General features: G+C 43.3%; 13 protein-coding genes. 7 read left to right on the plus strand and 6 right to left on the minus strand.

What is annotated here, in order from left to right; all coding sequences use genetic code 11:
- Positions 1-108: 108 nt before the first annotated feature.
- Positions 109-486 carry a Mo-dependent nitrogenase C-terminal domain-containing protein gene (locus QUA90_RS26175; protein WP_333048531.1) on the plus strand — a complete coding sequence of 126 codons (378 nt, stop codon included), beginning with the start codon at positions 109-111 and terminating at the stop codon, positions 484-486.
- Positions 487-881: 395 nt separating this feature from the next.
- Here the strand turns inward: QUA90_RS26175 and QUA90_RS26180 are convergent, their stop codons facing one another.
- Positions 882-1,340, minus strand: coding sequence for a hypothetical protein (locus QUA90_RS26180; protein ID WP_333331843.1), 459 nt, complete (start codon positions 1,338-1,340; stop codon positions 882-884).
- Positions 1,341-1,789: 449 nt separating this feature from the next.
- On the minus strand, positions 1,790-1,996 hold the full coding sequence (locus QUA90_RS26185) for a ribbon-helix-helix domain-containing protein (RefSeq protein WP_333108327.1): 207 nt from the start codon (positions 1,994-1,996) through the stop codon (positions 1,790-1,792).
- Between the two features lie 159 nt (positions 1,997-2,155).
- On the opposite strand from QUA90_RS26185, the gene QUA90_RS26190 reads away from it, so the two are divergent.
- Together QUA90_RS26190 and QUA90_RS26195 are read left to right on the plus strand one after the other, a co-directional pair.
- The gene (locus tag QUA90_RS26190) at positions 2,156-2,362 is read left to right on the plus strand and encodes a hypothetical protein (protein WP_293156897.1); all 207 of its coding nucleotides are present in this window, start codon (positions 2,156-2,158) and stop codon (positions 2,360-2,362) included.
- 112 nt (positions 2,363-2,474) lie between these two features.
- Positions 2,475-3,104 carry a Uma2 family endonuclease gene (locus QUA90_RS26195; protein WP_333331846.1) on the plus strand — a complete coding sequence of 210 codons (630 nt, stop codon included), beginning with the start codon at positions 2,475-2,477 and terminating at the stop codon, positions 3,102-3,104.
- Between the two features lie 68 nt (positions 3,105-3,172).
- Here QUA90_RS26195 and QUA90_RS26200 read toward each other — a convergent pair whose 3' ends face one another.
- Together QUA90_RS26200 and QUA90_RS26205 are read right to left on the minus strand one after the other, a co-directional pair.
- Positions 3,173-3,679, minus strand: a complete 507-nt coding sequence (locus QUA90_RS26200) for a GNAT family N-acetyltransferase (RefSeq protein WP_333448311.1) — start codon at positions 3,677-3,679, stop codon at positions 3,173-3,175.
- A gap of 3 nt (positions 3,680-3,682) precedes the next feature.
- Positions 3,683-3,973: a DUF1778 domain-containing protein gene (locus QUA90_RS26205; RefSeq protein WP_333331898.1), complete on the minus strand. Its 291-nt coding sequence runs from the start codon at positions 3,971-3,973 to the stop codon at positions 3,683-3,685.
- Positions 3,974-4,119: 146 nt separating this feature from the next.
- Between QUA90_RS26205 and QUA90_RS26210 the strand changes: the two genes are divergently transcribed.
- Genes QUA90_RS26210 through QUA90_RS26220 form a run of 3 tightly spaced genes read left to right on the plus strand, consistent with a single transcriptional unit; the run spans position 4,120 to position 5,059 of the window.
- Positions 4,120-4,422 carry a hypothetical protein gene (locus QUA90_RS26210; RefSeq protein WP_333331901.1) on the plus strand — a complete coding sequence of 101 codons (303 nt, stop codon included), beginning with the start codon at positions 4,120-4,122 and terminating at the stop codon, positions 4,420-4,422.
- Positions 4,419-4,679, plus strand: coding sequence for a DUF433 domain-containing protein (locus QUA90_RS26215; RefSeq protein WP_332972106.1), 261 nt, complete (start codon positions 4,419-4,421; stop codon positions 4,677-4,679). The genes QUA90_RS26210 and QUA90_RS26215 overlap by 4 nt, the downstream gene beginning before the upstream one ends.
- Positions 4,676-5,059 (plus strand): DUF5615 family PIN-like protein, encoded by a 384-nt coding sequence (locus tag QUA90_RS26220; RefSeq protein WP_333331904.1) that lies wholly within the window; start codon positions 4,676-4,678, stop codon positions 5,057-5,059. Before QUA90_RS26215 ends, QUA90_RS26220 begins: the two co-directional genes overlap by 4 nt.
- Positions 5,060-5,134: 75 nt before the next feature.
- Here QUA90_RS26220 and QUA90_RS26225 read toward each other — a convergent pair whose 3' ends face one another.
- Positions 5,135-5,818: a hypothetical protein gene (locus QUA90_RS26225; protein ID WP_333331907.1), complete on the minus strand. Its 684-nt coding sequence runs from the start codon at positions 5,816-5,818 to the stop codon at positions 5,135-5,137.
- A 51-nt stretch (positions 5,819-5,869) separates the two neighbouring features.
- Positions 5,870-7,396 (minus strand): ferredoxin:protochlorophyllide reductase (ATP-dependent) subunit B, encoded by a 1,527-nt coding sequence (bchB, locus tag QUA90_RS26230; RefSeq protein WP_242723164.1) that lies wholly within the window; start codon positions 7,394-7,396, stop codon positions 5,870-5,872.
- 1,075 nt (positions 7,397-8,471) lie between these two features.
- Here bchB and QUA90_RS26235 point away from each other — a divergent pair.
- Positions 8,472-13,985, plus strand: coding sequence for an AAA family ATPase (locus QUA90_RS26235; protein WP_333331911.1), 5,514 nt, complete (start codon positions 8,472-8,474; stop codon positions 13,983-13,985).
- Positions 13,986-14,309 lie beyond the last annotated feature (324 nt).

Genomic DNA, 14,309 nt, shown 5'->3' on the forward strand with positions numbered 1-14,309 from the left:
CAATCCGGTAAAGCCAAACGAGATGCTGTAGATACTGATTGTAGATAATATGGCACAAGCTCTACAAAGAGTTATTGGCACCTCGTTATAAAAGAGGAAGAGAGCAAAATGAACGTATTTGAGCATACAGTCTCCTACCGAACTCTGCCAAATTGGGTAGGATTTGGCAAACAAGAAACAGCCGTTAATGTCGCTACAAATTCTCAACCTTACGGTCAAAAGCCACACTTTGACCCCTTGCATCCGCTAAAACAATGGCTTGATAACACTGCAATTAAAAGTCAAAAGTTGGCTCGGTTGCTGTGTAAGTTTATTCCCAGCCAGTGTCCGTTTGAGCGAGAAGTCAAAATTGGCGATCGCACTTTATTGTCCATTCCGCCGCTGTGCAAGTTAAATCCGCTTTACGAGCAAGTGGTAGGGCTGCGCTTTCGTGCTTTATGTTATTTGGCTGACGAGTGTGGCGAAGATGTAACTCCTTATTGTTAATTCTGCAAAAAATTAAATTTCTCACTGTCTTTTCACCCTCCCTTCTCCTTGTTGGGGAGGGTTTTTTTATTTTGAGATTATTCGGCGCTTGAAACCTGTTATATCAATTCCGGTTGCACCGGAATTATCGTTGACTGTTGACTGTTGACTGTTGACTGTTGACTGTGAGTAGAAAAACTGAATGGTTGAGTGTTAACTGTTGAGTCGATTTTATTATTCCGATGCAACCGGAAACGATATTAACCTCAAACTCAAATGTGGCGAAGCGCCGGTCATTTGAGTTCGAGGTTAAATTACACAAACTTTTGTCTGCCTCAGCAGAAAAGCCAGATATTCTCTTAGATCCCCGGCTTTTTGAAGAAGTCGGGGCTTGAAAGAGCGATCGCATTTAAATACTAAAGGGAGCGAATCACTCGTTGTTCGAGAATGCGTTTGCCTTTGTTATAAATACTAAGGCTGGCTCCTGTAACGATGTAATCGTAGGTGCCATTTTTTGCCACATAACCAGTCCCCTCTTCAGTTCGAGCACGCAGGGCAATTGTGCTGCCGTTACTCTTTTTAACGCCGTAGTAATATAGTTGATTGGCGTGGTTGTAGCACAGATAAATCCGAAAGTTGCTAGTCTCGAAATAGTTTTCCACTTTCTGTCTTTTGCGAGCACAAAAATCCCTCACCAGTTTTTGGGGAGTGGATACATTAGCTATTTGTATGGTTTCAATCGGAGACTGAGTGCGAGACGCTGTTGGTGCAGTGCTTGTGTTCGATTGTCCTATAGCCAAGGTTGCTGCTGGATTGCTGGCAAATAGCATTAAACCGAGTAAGCTGGTTTGTGTGAGTCTTGCTGTGAAGTTCATAAGTCATTCGTTTAAAATATGTTGATGCGTCTAATCTAGGTAAGTTGGATTGATGAGGGCGATCGAACAGTACAGTTTTCACAATTGGCCTCAAGGAGGAAATCCTTGGATGCAATTTCCGTTTCCCCTGAGATGGGGTACTATTCTCAATAAGCTTTTAGGGGCAGGCTAGAAGCCCGCCCCACAATAGGATTGAATGTATAGTCGAAATATCGTTACTGAGAATGATATTTTTCTGTGAGTTTCCCTGCACCTGACTAGCCGACGGACAATTAAAAAACTGGCACTTTCGATTGCTGAGAGGACTTATGTACTAATACGCGATCGCGAGGACAAAGCAGAGAATTATTTTAAATATTGGGCGCCAACTGCGGGCGCTGATGCTAGTTTTCATCAATTTCGATAAGTGCGATCGCGCGACACGCCCCCGTAACCCACGAGGGAAGTCTTTACGTGTCGCTTTTGGGATCTTCAGGCCCCGAGGGTACTTCTCCCCTTTGTTGGGCTTCCAATAAAGCCGTTTCCACGAGAAAGGCTATCAGGTTAGCCGTGGATCTGCCTTGCTTGTCAGCCCATCGATCCAAAGCTTCATATACGTAATCAGGAAAGGTAACGTGAACGCGCTTGCTCAATGTAAATGTTTGTTTGTTTGCCAACGCTCTTAATGGTACAAGCTTACGCTCCCGATCGTGTTGTTACCCTATTGTTAAAAATCTACTGACACATATTTGGGCTTATTATGTTACAATTCGTCTAATCCCATCAAGACTCAGTCAAAAGCCAGTCCGATGCTTTCCGAGGGCTCAGGACTGGCTATGGCTCCAATTAACAAAGGAGATACACCTATTATGCCGTATGAGAAACGTCTCAGACCCTGGATTGTGGTTCGTTTGCTTCCGAATCTACAAAGGGTCGTTGTCGGTCGCTTTCGCAGTTGGTCTGATGCAGAGGGTCATTTGCGAGTTCTCAAACAACTGCTTCCCGCTGCGAGATTGACCTTAGTTTTCGATCCGATCGATTAATTTTGGTTGTGAGTTGATAAGCGTGCGATCGCCCTTGGTTTGAGGAGGGCGATCGGACTTTCGGGCAATGTTAAACTGGACGCAAAATATCAATTGAGTTGGGGAAAAAACCGTGACAGCTATTCTACAAGCAACAGAACAGCCAACAGCACAAAGCTACTTCACTCCAGAAGAATATTTAGCCCTGGAAGAAGCAGCAGAGTACAAAAGTGAATATCGCGACGGAGTAATTATTCCAATGACAGGTGCAACTACGAATCACAATCAAATCGCTGGAAATATTTATATCGCATTAAGTCTTGGCCTCAAAAAACAAGACTATCGAGTTTTCTTCGGTGACGTGCGTCTGTGGCTGCCGAAAAAGCGAACTTATACTTATCCCGATGTGATGGTAGTTCCGGGTAAACCTGAGTATTTCAATAATCGCCAGGATACGGTGATGAATCCTCAAGTGATTGTGGAAGTTTTATCGAAATCTACGAAAGCTTACGATCGCAGTGATAAGTTTAAGTTTTATCAAACGCTGCCGACATTTCAAGAGTATATTCTGATCGATCAATCTCAGGTTTATATAGAACAGTATTGTAAGTTGGAAAATAAGCGGTGGTCGTATAGTCAGTACGATGAAGAGGATGTGGCGCTAGTTTTTAATTTCTTTCAAGTTGAAGTGCCGCTGGCAGATGTCTATGAGAAGGTGGATTTTGAGGCGGAGAATGAGCCAGAAGAAAGCGGCGAGGAATAAGGGCGATCGCACTTGGTTTCAGAAGGGAGATCGTCTTTTCTAAGCTAAGACCAACTTTTGTCTTTTACCTATGTAAAAGCTTCTAATATCCTAGTCATGGGAATAAAAAGTGAAAGTTCATCACCTTCTAAGGCAATAAACCCGTATTGCAAATAAAATTCCTTAGCTTGTTCGTTGAAAGCGTCAACTATCACTCCCAATACTCCTATATCTTCCGACAAACGAATCACTCTGTTAAAAGCATCGATTAACAGTGTCTCACCTAGTCTTCTACCCTGCATTGATTGAGTTACCGCCAGTTTGCCGATCCGCATGACTGGAAGAGGATAGCGCGGCAACCCTCTCCTGTAATTTTCAGGCAGTAACTCTCGTTGTAATTCAGCCATACTTATTGAATAATAGCCTGCTACTTGACCGTCACCGCCTTGAGGAATTGCCACCCAAGTTTTAGCAATGCCTTTTCTTTGATTTTGTCGGGCGTATTTTTTGAGCTCCTGATTTAACTCCGGCACACCGCAGTCAAAATTCTCCCGAATCACCCTGCTATCATCTATTGAGCAAAAAATCCATTCCATTATTTATTTGCGATCGTATTTTTGCCGATACCTCTCGATCGCTGCTTTCAGCTTAGAGTTAAGTTCTGGTGGGTTTTCAATCGCTGAGGTAACAATTTCCCAATTTGGTTCGGAAAGAACGATCGTTTCTGGTTTAAGTGGCAGTTCTTCGGCTAGATTTAGAGCAACTTCGAGCAGATATTCGCTCAGACTAAGACCCCACAGGGTAGCTGCTTTTTCTAACAGTTCTTTTTGTTCCTGATTGATAGTTATCTCAAGGGTGCTTGTTTGGGGAGTTTGTGTAGGGGTTGACATATTTTTTCACTGAGAGCAAGGTTGGCTCATTTGATATTATAACAATTTTTCAGGTGGGCGATCGCACGCTTGTTTGAGAAGGGCGCTCGCTCAGGCCTGGTGTGAAACTGAATCTAGCAATCGTGTTAAGCAAGGAAAAAATAGCCGTGATACCTATCCAAGAACAAATTGTTGACAAACTGAAAAATTTCTCTGAAATCGAACTCCAAGAAATCCTCAACTTTGCTGATTTTCTGTTATGGCAGCGGAGAAAGCAGGAAGTAGCTTCGCCACCCGATGAAACTGGCAACAGCCAACCAGCAAATATGGATGAAGAGTGCGACGTTCATTATGTTGGTGGAGTCTTAGTTGTCAAAGCATCATTAATAAAAAATCAAGAACTTATTAATTGGGATACAATTATTCCCGATATGCGCGAAGATGGAAAATATCTAATTGAAAAGACATGACTCAAAATAATTTACTGTCTCGCATCTCCATCGACTCGAATATCTGCTTTGGCAAACCGTGTATTCGCGGTCATCGCATCTGGGTTTCTCTCATTCTTGACTTTCTAGCTAGCGGCATGACTTTGGAAGAATTGCTTGAGGAATATCCGGGAATTGAACGAGAAGACGTTTTGGCTTGTATTGCTTATGGGGCTGAGTTGGCAAGAGATTATTATGTTGAAATTCCTCTGGCGGAAAAAAAGGTAGTTTTAAAGTGAAGTTAAAACTTGATGAAAATTTGGGCAGCATCCGCGTTGTTTCGATGTTACGTTTGGCTGGCCATGATGTTGCGACTGTACGGGAACAAAATTTGAGTTCAACACCGGATGAATTATTAATTGATATATGTCGGAGGGAAGATAGATGTTTGGTGACTTTGGATAGGGGGTTTGGCAATCGCCTCCGCTACAATCCTTCTGATTCTTCTGGGATTGTGTTACTGCGTCTGCCTTCTCAATCGAAACCGCAAGATTTGCAAGCGGCAGTAGAAATATTAATTCGCGGATTGGATGCCGCAGAAGTTGCGGGTAGATTGTGGATTATCCGAGGGGAACAGCTTTTGGAATATCAAGCAATATCGGAAGATGAATCTGACTAAATGCGGGCAGAAATAATGGAAAAATTTATTCAATAATCAACTTTTTATTGGATACATCCGTACAGCTAAACCTTTTTACCGACGCTGTTTAGGTAGCATTGCCTTTTCCAAATTTTCTGCGATCCGGAAATATGCAATTAATGGGTTTCCAAGTCCGAAAGGTAAGGCTTTGATAAGATCTCGGTCAATGCGATAAACTCTAGAACCAATTCGGAGAATGACATCTCCATCTTCACGAGCTTTTATACGTTCCCTTAAACGTCTAATTTCCTCACTTATAGCACTTCCGCAAACCTGCTCATCTATTAAAATTAGTTCTCTATCGAGATTTTCGAGTTCAGCTAAAATCCTGACAGCATCACCCTCCAAGCTATTTATCCTATCCAAGGCTGCTTGTCGCCGCGACTCAATTTTTACAATTTCTGCAAGTCGTGAACGTTCTGCTTCGAGAACTTGGATCTTTTCCTCCTGAGTTTTAGCCTGCTCTATTAACCTTTCGATCTCTGGAACTTTAGCAAGCTGCTGTATAATTTCCCTATCAGAACGCCTAAATGCGTAAGTAAATAAGTTTAGACCAACGGGGGCGGCAATAGCAGAGGCAAGACCGAACCAAATTACAAAACGATTATCTTTTACCGACTGAAAGCCAAGATAAACGGTTCCGCCAATAAGACCAATTGCAATGGATGCTGAAATAATCTTCCTTCTCAAAATCACTGAAGTAATTCCAAAATTAAGGGTTGAAAGAGATCTGTCCAAGATTTTATAGATCGGCAAGGGCATCAACAAGAGATGCCCTTACCCAATTAACTAAGCCCCGACAGATTCCTTCGCTGCGTACAGCACCTCAACGGTAATCTTATCAATCCCCCGATCGCGCGCGAACTTCTCAGTATTCCGCTTCACCTTACCCCGCACAAAACCAGGGATTTTATTCAACTCAGCCTGTCCATCCTTCGTCCAACCCATATCAGAATCAGCCGAAATACCCTTCGTAATCACTTCCTTGGTATCGTGGCCGCCGAAGATTTCCAGCAAGTGGTCTTCCATTCCCAAAGTGAAGGAATTGTAGACCAAATCTACGCACTGATTCGTACCTTCATAACCCAAAAATGGCTTGTAGCCGATCGGGAAATTTTGGACGTGAATCGGTGCAGCAATTACGCCGCAGGGAATATCCAACCGCTTACCCACGTGGCGTTCCATTTGTGTACCGAAAATTGCCGAAGGTTCCGCTTTGGCGATCGCATCTCCGATCGCCCCGTGATCATCCGTCACCAGCACTTCATCGCAATACTCGCTTACCTGTTCCCGGAACCAATCAGCATCGTGTTTGCAGTAGGTTCCAGCCCACACAACGTGGATTCCCATCTCGCGAGCCAAAATCTTCGTCATCGCCGCAGCGTGGGTATTATCGCCAAATACGACGGCTTTTTTGCCCGTTAAGTTTTGGCAGTCGATCGATCGCGAAAACCAAGCAGCCTGCGACACAAATCGAGTTTGTTGGTCAATAAAATTTTCGTAATCAACATCCGCACCTTGAGCATTCAAAACTTGCTGAATCTTGCGGATACAGCGCGCAGTTTCCACCACACCCATCGGCGTAATATCCACCATCGGCGTACCGAATTCTTTTTGCAAATACTCGCCGGTCATCATCCCCAATTCCCGATAAGGAACCAAGTTAAACCAAGCGCGGGGCAGTCTTTTTAAGTTATGAACCGAAGCACCTTCGGGAATAACTTCGTTGACTTCAATGCCCAAATCAGCCATCAAACGCTTCAACTCGGTGCAGTCGTGCTGGTTGTGGAAACCCAGGGTAGACATACCGATAATGTTGACAGATGGTTTTTCGCTTTTGGCTTCTACTAAATCGCCTTTTTTGCGGGCTTTGTTAATGTAAAATTGGACGATTTGATCCAAAGTGCGATCGGCTGCTTGCAGTTCGTTAACGCGGTAATGGTTAACATCCGCCAGCAATACATCGCCTTTAGCATCCAATTGAGCTCGTTCCACGAAGTTTTCCAAGTCTTCTTGCAGAATACTGGAGGTGCAAGTCGGGGTGAGCACGATTAAATCTGGGTGTTCTTCTCTGTCCTTGCGGGTGATGTTGTCCACCACCCGTTCCTGCGAACCCCGCGCCAGTACGTGTCTGTCAACGACGCTGGTAGTCACCGGGGTGAAATCCCGTTCCCTCTCCAGCATGGAACGCATGACGTTGAAATAGTCGTCTCCAATCGGTGCGTGCATGATCGCATGGACGTTTTTGAAGGAAGTCGCAACGCGCAGAGTGCCGATGTGGGCTGGGCCTGCGTACATCCAATAAGCCAATTTCATAGGTATTTTTCCTGGTGCTGGTTGAGAATTGCCCGATCGGGCGATTACTGCTAAATTTTAAGGTTGTTTCTGATTTTCTCACCGGATGAATCCTTTAGAAATAGTAACTTTCTGATGATTTCCAGATGTGGTAAATGCTCAAAAGCCTTGGCTGCTTAGGATTTGGCCCGTAATTCCAACAAATTGACCTTGCTTTTATGGCAATAATTCTTAATCTTTTCTCCAATTTTCTTCAGAGCTAGGCAAATCCTATCGCCCTAGAGTTCGCTGCCGCGCACCAGACAAGGTGCAATAATTCGGCATTTTTTGTCAAATTTACTCTGTTCAAACGGTCAATCGATTTTAGATTTTAGATTTTAGATTAAAGAATGGAAGCATTGACTCCACGGATAAATTCGGGGGTTTCTTTATCGGATACAGGTTTTTTATTTCTGGGTCCTGAGTCTGCGAAGGAATGAATCCGGGGGCTTGTATCCTGGATGCTTGATTGTCAGTTAGTATTGTTAATCGATCGGTCAAAATAGATAGAACTGAAGGAAATTTCAGATTCCGAAGCAACACTTACTTCCCTCAGCGCCTCGGTAGCGAATTATAGTTAAGATTTGCACCGGTCGTTTTTTTGAAGCACCCCAAATTCGTGCGCGATCGCCGAGAAAAATAAATCTTCCAGCACTTGCGTATTTTCACGAGATGTGGTGAGGCTCCACTAAAGTCAAGCGATTGCTTAGAATCCGAGATGATTTAGTTGTCAGAATGGCGATCGAGCATTAGAGTAAATCCTTGCACAAATCCTGTATTTGTGATTTTGTTTACCTAACTGCTGAGGTGACGAAAGCCCCAGGGCGCTTTTGTCAGCAGTAGCTCTTTGTTGTCAAGGCCTGCTTTCCCACACATCCCAAAAGATAGCTCTTGAGCGATAATGAAGAATAACAGAGGATTTACGAAAAGAAACCCGGTTTATACGAAAAAATCTTGGGTTTGTCAACGACTAGCAACGAAGGAACCCGGTTTCTAGCCCGCCGCGCGTAACTCCTGTAACATTGACCAAGCACACCTAATTTGAGAGAACCCAACTATGATGGCAATTCCCGGCGTTGCAGTTCTCGCTCTCATTTATGAAAGCAGCACTTCCCTGGTTTACCGCGGCCACAACGAGCAGAACAACCAACCTGTTATTATCAAACTTATCAAAGAAGACTATCCGACTCCTGAAGAACTGAATAGATACAAGCGCGAATATGAGATCACTGCCAACTTAAGCCTGTTGGACGGAGTTGTGAAAGTGTATAAGTTGCAACAGGTTAGAAATAGTCTGGCAATGATCTTAGAAGATTTTGGCGGGGAATCTTTAAAAATATTTATGGGTTCCCAAAAATTTACTATTTTAGGATTTCTGACTACGGCTATCAAAGTTGCTGAAACTTTGGGCGAAATTCACGGAAAAAATGTAATTCATAAAGATATAAATCCCTCTAATATAGTTTTTAATCCTGCTACAGGACAAGTAAAACTAATAGATTTCAGCATCTCAACTGCATCCAACCTAGAAAATATTCCCAATAAAAATCCTAATTTTTTAGAAGGCACTTTAGCCTATATGTCGCCCGAACAAACTGGCAGAATGAACCGGGTAGTCGATTACCGAACCGACTTTTATTCCCTCGGCGTGACATTCTATGAAATCCTGGCAGGACAACTTCCTTTTCCCACTACAGATCCCATGGAGTTAGTTCACTGTCACATAGCCAAACAGCCAGTACCTCTCGCTGAAATAGCCCCAGAAATTCCTAAAGCTGTTTCAGATATTGTGATGAAATTGTTAGCAAAAACCGCTGAAGAGCGCTATCAAAGTGCTTGGGGACTAAAAGCAGATTTGGAATCCTGCCTGTTTCAGTGGCAAACATCTGGGTTTGTTTCCGATTTTCCTCTTGGCATCCAAGATATTTCCGACAAATTTCAAATACCTCAAAAACTTTACGGCAGACAGCGAGAAGTTGAAACTCTTTTAGCGGCATTTGAGCGGGTGGCAGCAACAAATAATCGAGGCTACCGCACCGACAATTCTCAAATTTCTGTCATCAAAAAAGAGAGCAAATCGAAAAAAGAAATTCCCTTGTCAGTCCTGGGAAGAGGACAGCATAAATCCCGCAGCGAGATGATGCTGATTGCCGGTTATTCCGGCATTGGCAAATCTGCAATGGTGAAGATTTTAGACAAACCTATTACCCGCAGACGTGGATATTTTATTTGGGGAAAGTTTGACCAGTACAAGCGAACTATTCCTTACTCTGCCGTTGTCAGCGCTTTTTCGGAATTGGTGCGGCAACTGTTAACTGAAAGCGAGGCTCAATTAGCAGTTTGGCGCGAAAAACTCCGCACTTCCTTCGGTCAAAACGGGCAAATTATTATTGATGTCATCCCCGAAGTTGAACTAATTGTCGGAGCTCAGTCTCCTGTATCTGAATTGGGGCCGACGGAATCTCTGAACCGCTTTAATTTAGTATTTCAAAATTTCATTCGTGTATTTTGCCAGCCAGAACATCCGCTGGTCATTTTTCTCGACGATTTGCAGTGGGCTGATTCTGCTACTCTCAAATTGATCGAATTGATGATGACAGATGAAGCTACGCAATATCTGTTTTTAATTGGTGCTTATCGGGATAATGAAGTTAGTCCTACTCATCCTTTAATGATGACTGTGGAGACGCTGCGAAATCAGGAAGCTATCATTAATCAGATTGCTTTGTCGCCGCTGGGGGTGGAAAACATAACTCATTTGATTGCGGAGACTTTGCACAGCGATCGAGAATCTGTCAAACCCTTAGCTGAATTAGTAATCAGTAAAACCGACGGTAATCCTTTTTTTGTCAATCAATTCCTGCAAACATTGTATCAGGAAAACCTGCTAGTTTTTCACCCGCCACAGTCGGGTAGCAAGGGCGGCTGGCATTGGGATATGACTCAAATAGAGCAGTGCGCCATCACTGACAATGTAGTAGATTTGATGGTACAAAAATTGAGAAAACTGCCAAGTTCAACGCAGCAAGTTTTGCGTTTGGTGGCTTGTTTGGGCAACGAATTTGACTTGAATACTCTTTCTTTAATTCATGAAAAAGAAGCCTCGGAAACTTTTTCTCACCTGTTGCCGGCGATTAAGTCGGGACTGATTCTGCCAACTTCTGAATTGGAAAGCAAGTCATTAGATTACGTGCTGTTTCCGCTATTAATTCTGAATTATAAATTTTTGCACGATCGCGTACAGCAAGCAGCTTACGCTCTGATCGACGACTCGCAAAAAAAGGCAGTTCACCTGAAAATAGGCAGGCAAATCCTAGAAAACACCCCGGCTGAATATCGCGCTGACAGAATCTTTGAATTAGTCGATCACTTGAATGTGGCTCGATCGCTAATTAGAGACGATCGAGAATTAATTGAACTGGCAACGCTGAATTTAGACGCGGCCCGCAGAGCCAAAGATGCCACTGCTTATGTTGCTGCCTTGCAGTATTTAACCGCAGGCATGGACGGTTTGAGTGCCGATATTTGGGATGCCCACTACGACTTAGCCTTTGCCTTGCACATGGAGCGGGCAAATGTTGAGTATTTAAACGGTTTTTTCGAGAAGTCTGAAGAATTTATTAATATAACTTTGGAAAAAGCGCGATCGGCCTTAGAAAAGGTAGAAATTTACAACCTGCTGATCGTGCAGTACACCCTGCGGGCGAAGTACGAAGAAGCCGTTAAAGCCGGAATCACAGCTTTGGACTTGCTAGGCATTGACTTACCGCTAGACGGGCTACAAAAAGTCATATCCGAAGAATTTGCAGCAGCCACAAATATTTTAGCAGGTAGAGAAATAGCTTCCCTAATTGATGCCCCCGAAATGACTGTACCCGACAAAAAAGTTGCAGTCAAATTAATTACCAACTTGCTGACATCGGCGTACCTCAAAAATCCCGACTTGTGGAAAGTCAGCGTTTTAAAAGGAGTCAATCTTTCTCTACAATACGGTTTAGTACCCGAAGCCTCTCTTTGCTATGCTGGCTACGGTATGTTCTTAAACGCAGTTTCGGGAGATTACAAAGCTGCGTATCAATTCGGCTTGCTCTCGCTGAATCTCAGCGAAAAATCTGGCAATATCGGCTTGAAGTGCAGAGCTTGTTCATCCTTGGTCAGTATTTTTTATTACTGGTTCAATCACATCAAAGATTCCCACGCGATTAGCAATGAAGGATATCAAGCAGCTTTAGAATCAGGAGATTTAGAGTATGCGGGTTATATCCTGTCCAACCGCATAGCTAACTCATTTTTTCAAGGTAAAGAAATCTCGCAAATTCTGGCCGACACAAGCAGGTATTTGCAGTTCAGCCAAAAAACCAAAAATCAGCTCGTAACCGATATCTTATTAGGAGTAGAGTTAATCCTGCGTAACTTGAGCAAACTAACTCCTGAAAAGTTTGTATTTGAAAGCGAAGATATCAGCGAAGCTGAATACGTACACAACTGTCAAGTTCATCAAAATTTGTACTCGCTCTGCCTTTATCAGATTCGCAAATGCCAGGTAATGTACTGGTACGGCAACTTCAACGAAGCGCTACAACTAGCTTTTGAAGTAGAAAAACAGCTATCTTTTATTACCGGAGCGATACCCGCTACTGAATGGAATTTTTTCTTTTCTCTAACTTTAGCCGCCGTTTTCCCAAATGTTTCCGAAGACAAGCAAAAGGAATACTTGGAAAAATTAGAGGAAAACCAAAAACAGATGAAAATTTGGGCAGACAACTGTGCCGAAAATTTTCTGCACAAGTACCTTTTAGTACAAGCAGAAATAGCCCGAATTTCCAAGAAAGATTCCGAAGCTGTAGAACTGTACGATTTCTCTATAAATTTAGCCCAAGACAATGAGTTTGTCCAAAATGAAGCGCTAGCTAATGAACTAGCAGCTAAGTTTTGGTTGAGTAAAGGCAAGTATCAATATGCCAAAATCCACTTGCGTGAAGCTCACTCGTGCTACTTGCGCTGGGGTGCAGTTCGCAAAGTAGAAGATTTAGAACAGAAGTATCCGCAGTTGCGGGAAATGACGCCAATCAACGGCAGTTTTAACAACAATCAAACTACCACAACTATTCATACTTCTACTGGCAGCGATGCTAGAGTGCTGGATTTGGCAACGGTAATGAAAGCATCTCTGGCGATTTCTAGCGAAATTGTCCTCGATAAGTTGCTGGCTTCTTTGATGAGAATATCTTTGGAAAATGCGGGTGCTCAATTAGGTTTTCTGATTTTAGTTAGAGATGGTAAACTGTTGATTTCAGCTAAGGCGTCAGTATTTGCTGAAGATGTAGCTGTGCTGCAATTTACGCCTGTTGGAGACTATCATGATTTACCTGTGACGGTGATTAATTATGTGGAAAGGACTCGCTCGGATTTGGTGTTGAGCAATGCGGCGGCTGAGGGACTATTCACAGCCGATCCTTACATCGCTAAACACCAACTGCAATCTATTTTGTGTACTCCCATCATCAATCAAGGCAAACTGATCGGCATTCTTTATTTAGAAAACAATTTGACTGTCGGAGCATTTACTCCCCACAGATTGGAAGTTTTAAGGTTGCTTTCTTCCCAAGTTGCTATTTCTTTGGAAAATGCTCTACTTTACAATTCGGTGGAACAGAAAGTGCAAGAACGGACGCAGGAGTTAAATGAAAAAAACGAGCGTTTAGAACACACTTTGCGGGAACTTAAACTAACTCAAGCTCAATTAATCCAAACGGAAAAAATGTCTAGTTTGGGGCAAATGGTCGCTGGTGTAGCTCACGAAATTAATAATCCTGTAAGTTTCATCTATGGCAATCTTAATCCGGCTAGCGAATACGTTAAAGACTTGCTAAAATTGATTGAGCTTTATCAGCAGCACTATCCAGAACCTGTGGATGAAATTCTAGAAGAAATAGAAACAATTGAGCTGGAATTCTTGAGCGAGGATTTGCAAAAGCTGCTGGATTCCATGAAAGTAGGAGCGGAAAGAATCCGGGATATTGTGCTAAGCTTGCGGAATTTCTCGCGCCTCGACGAAGCGCAAATGAAGTCGGTAGATATCCATCAAGGCATCGACAGTACGGTGATGTTGCTGCAACCGCGCCTGAGAAAAGAGGGCGGGCGTTTGGGAATTGAGGTGATTAAAAATTACAGCACGCTACCACTAATTACTTGTTATGCGTCTCAGTTGAATCAGGTATTTATGAATATTTTGACAAATGCGATCGATGCTCTCCTCGTAGCAAGAGATTGCCCGGAAAACTCTCATCAACAGCCTACGATTACAATTTCTACAGAGGTGACTGACAGGAATTCTGCCATAATTAGAATTGCTGACAGCGGGCCAGGGATGAGCACTGAGGTGCTGCACAAGATATTCGATCCATTTTTTACAACTAAGCCCGTGGGTTCGGGAACAGGTTTGGGATTGTCTATTTCTCACTCGATTGTTGTCAGTTCTCACGGCGGAAAATTGACGTGCGTTTCTGCACCAGGAGAGGGCAGCGAGTTTATTATTGAAATTCCGATCGCCCCCAAGCAAGTTTTGTAAGCGGCACCACCATCAACCAACAGCATTGCTGAAAGAGTAATGATGTTTCAGGGAAAATGAAAGAATAAACGTCTCTACCTCTCTTTATCTGGGTGAATCAGCGTCAATCCATTGTCCGGGGCGGTTAATACATTCTCTTTTTTTTACCGCAGATGAGGGCAGATAAACACAGATTAACGCAGATGAATTAGATATATTTCGGTGGCGCTGTTGGTGATTGTTGACCTTGGGCGAAACTGATCGGCCAGGGAGCGTGTCACTTTTGCGATGAGTATAAATACTCAGAAATACTAGGGCAGAGGTTTTGAGCTATTGTTGGGCAAA

The organism is Microcoleus sp. D3_18_C4 (genome assembly GCF_036702355.1).
Classification (GTDB): domain Bacteria; phylum Cyanobacteriota; class Cyanobacteriia; order Cyanobacteriales; family Microcoleaceae; genus Microcoleus.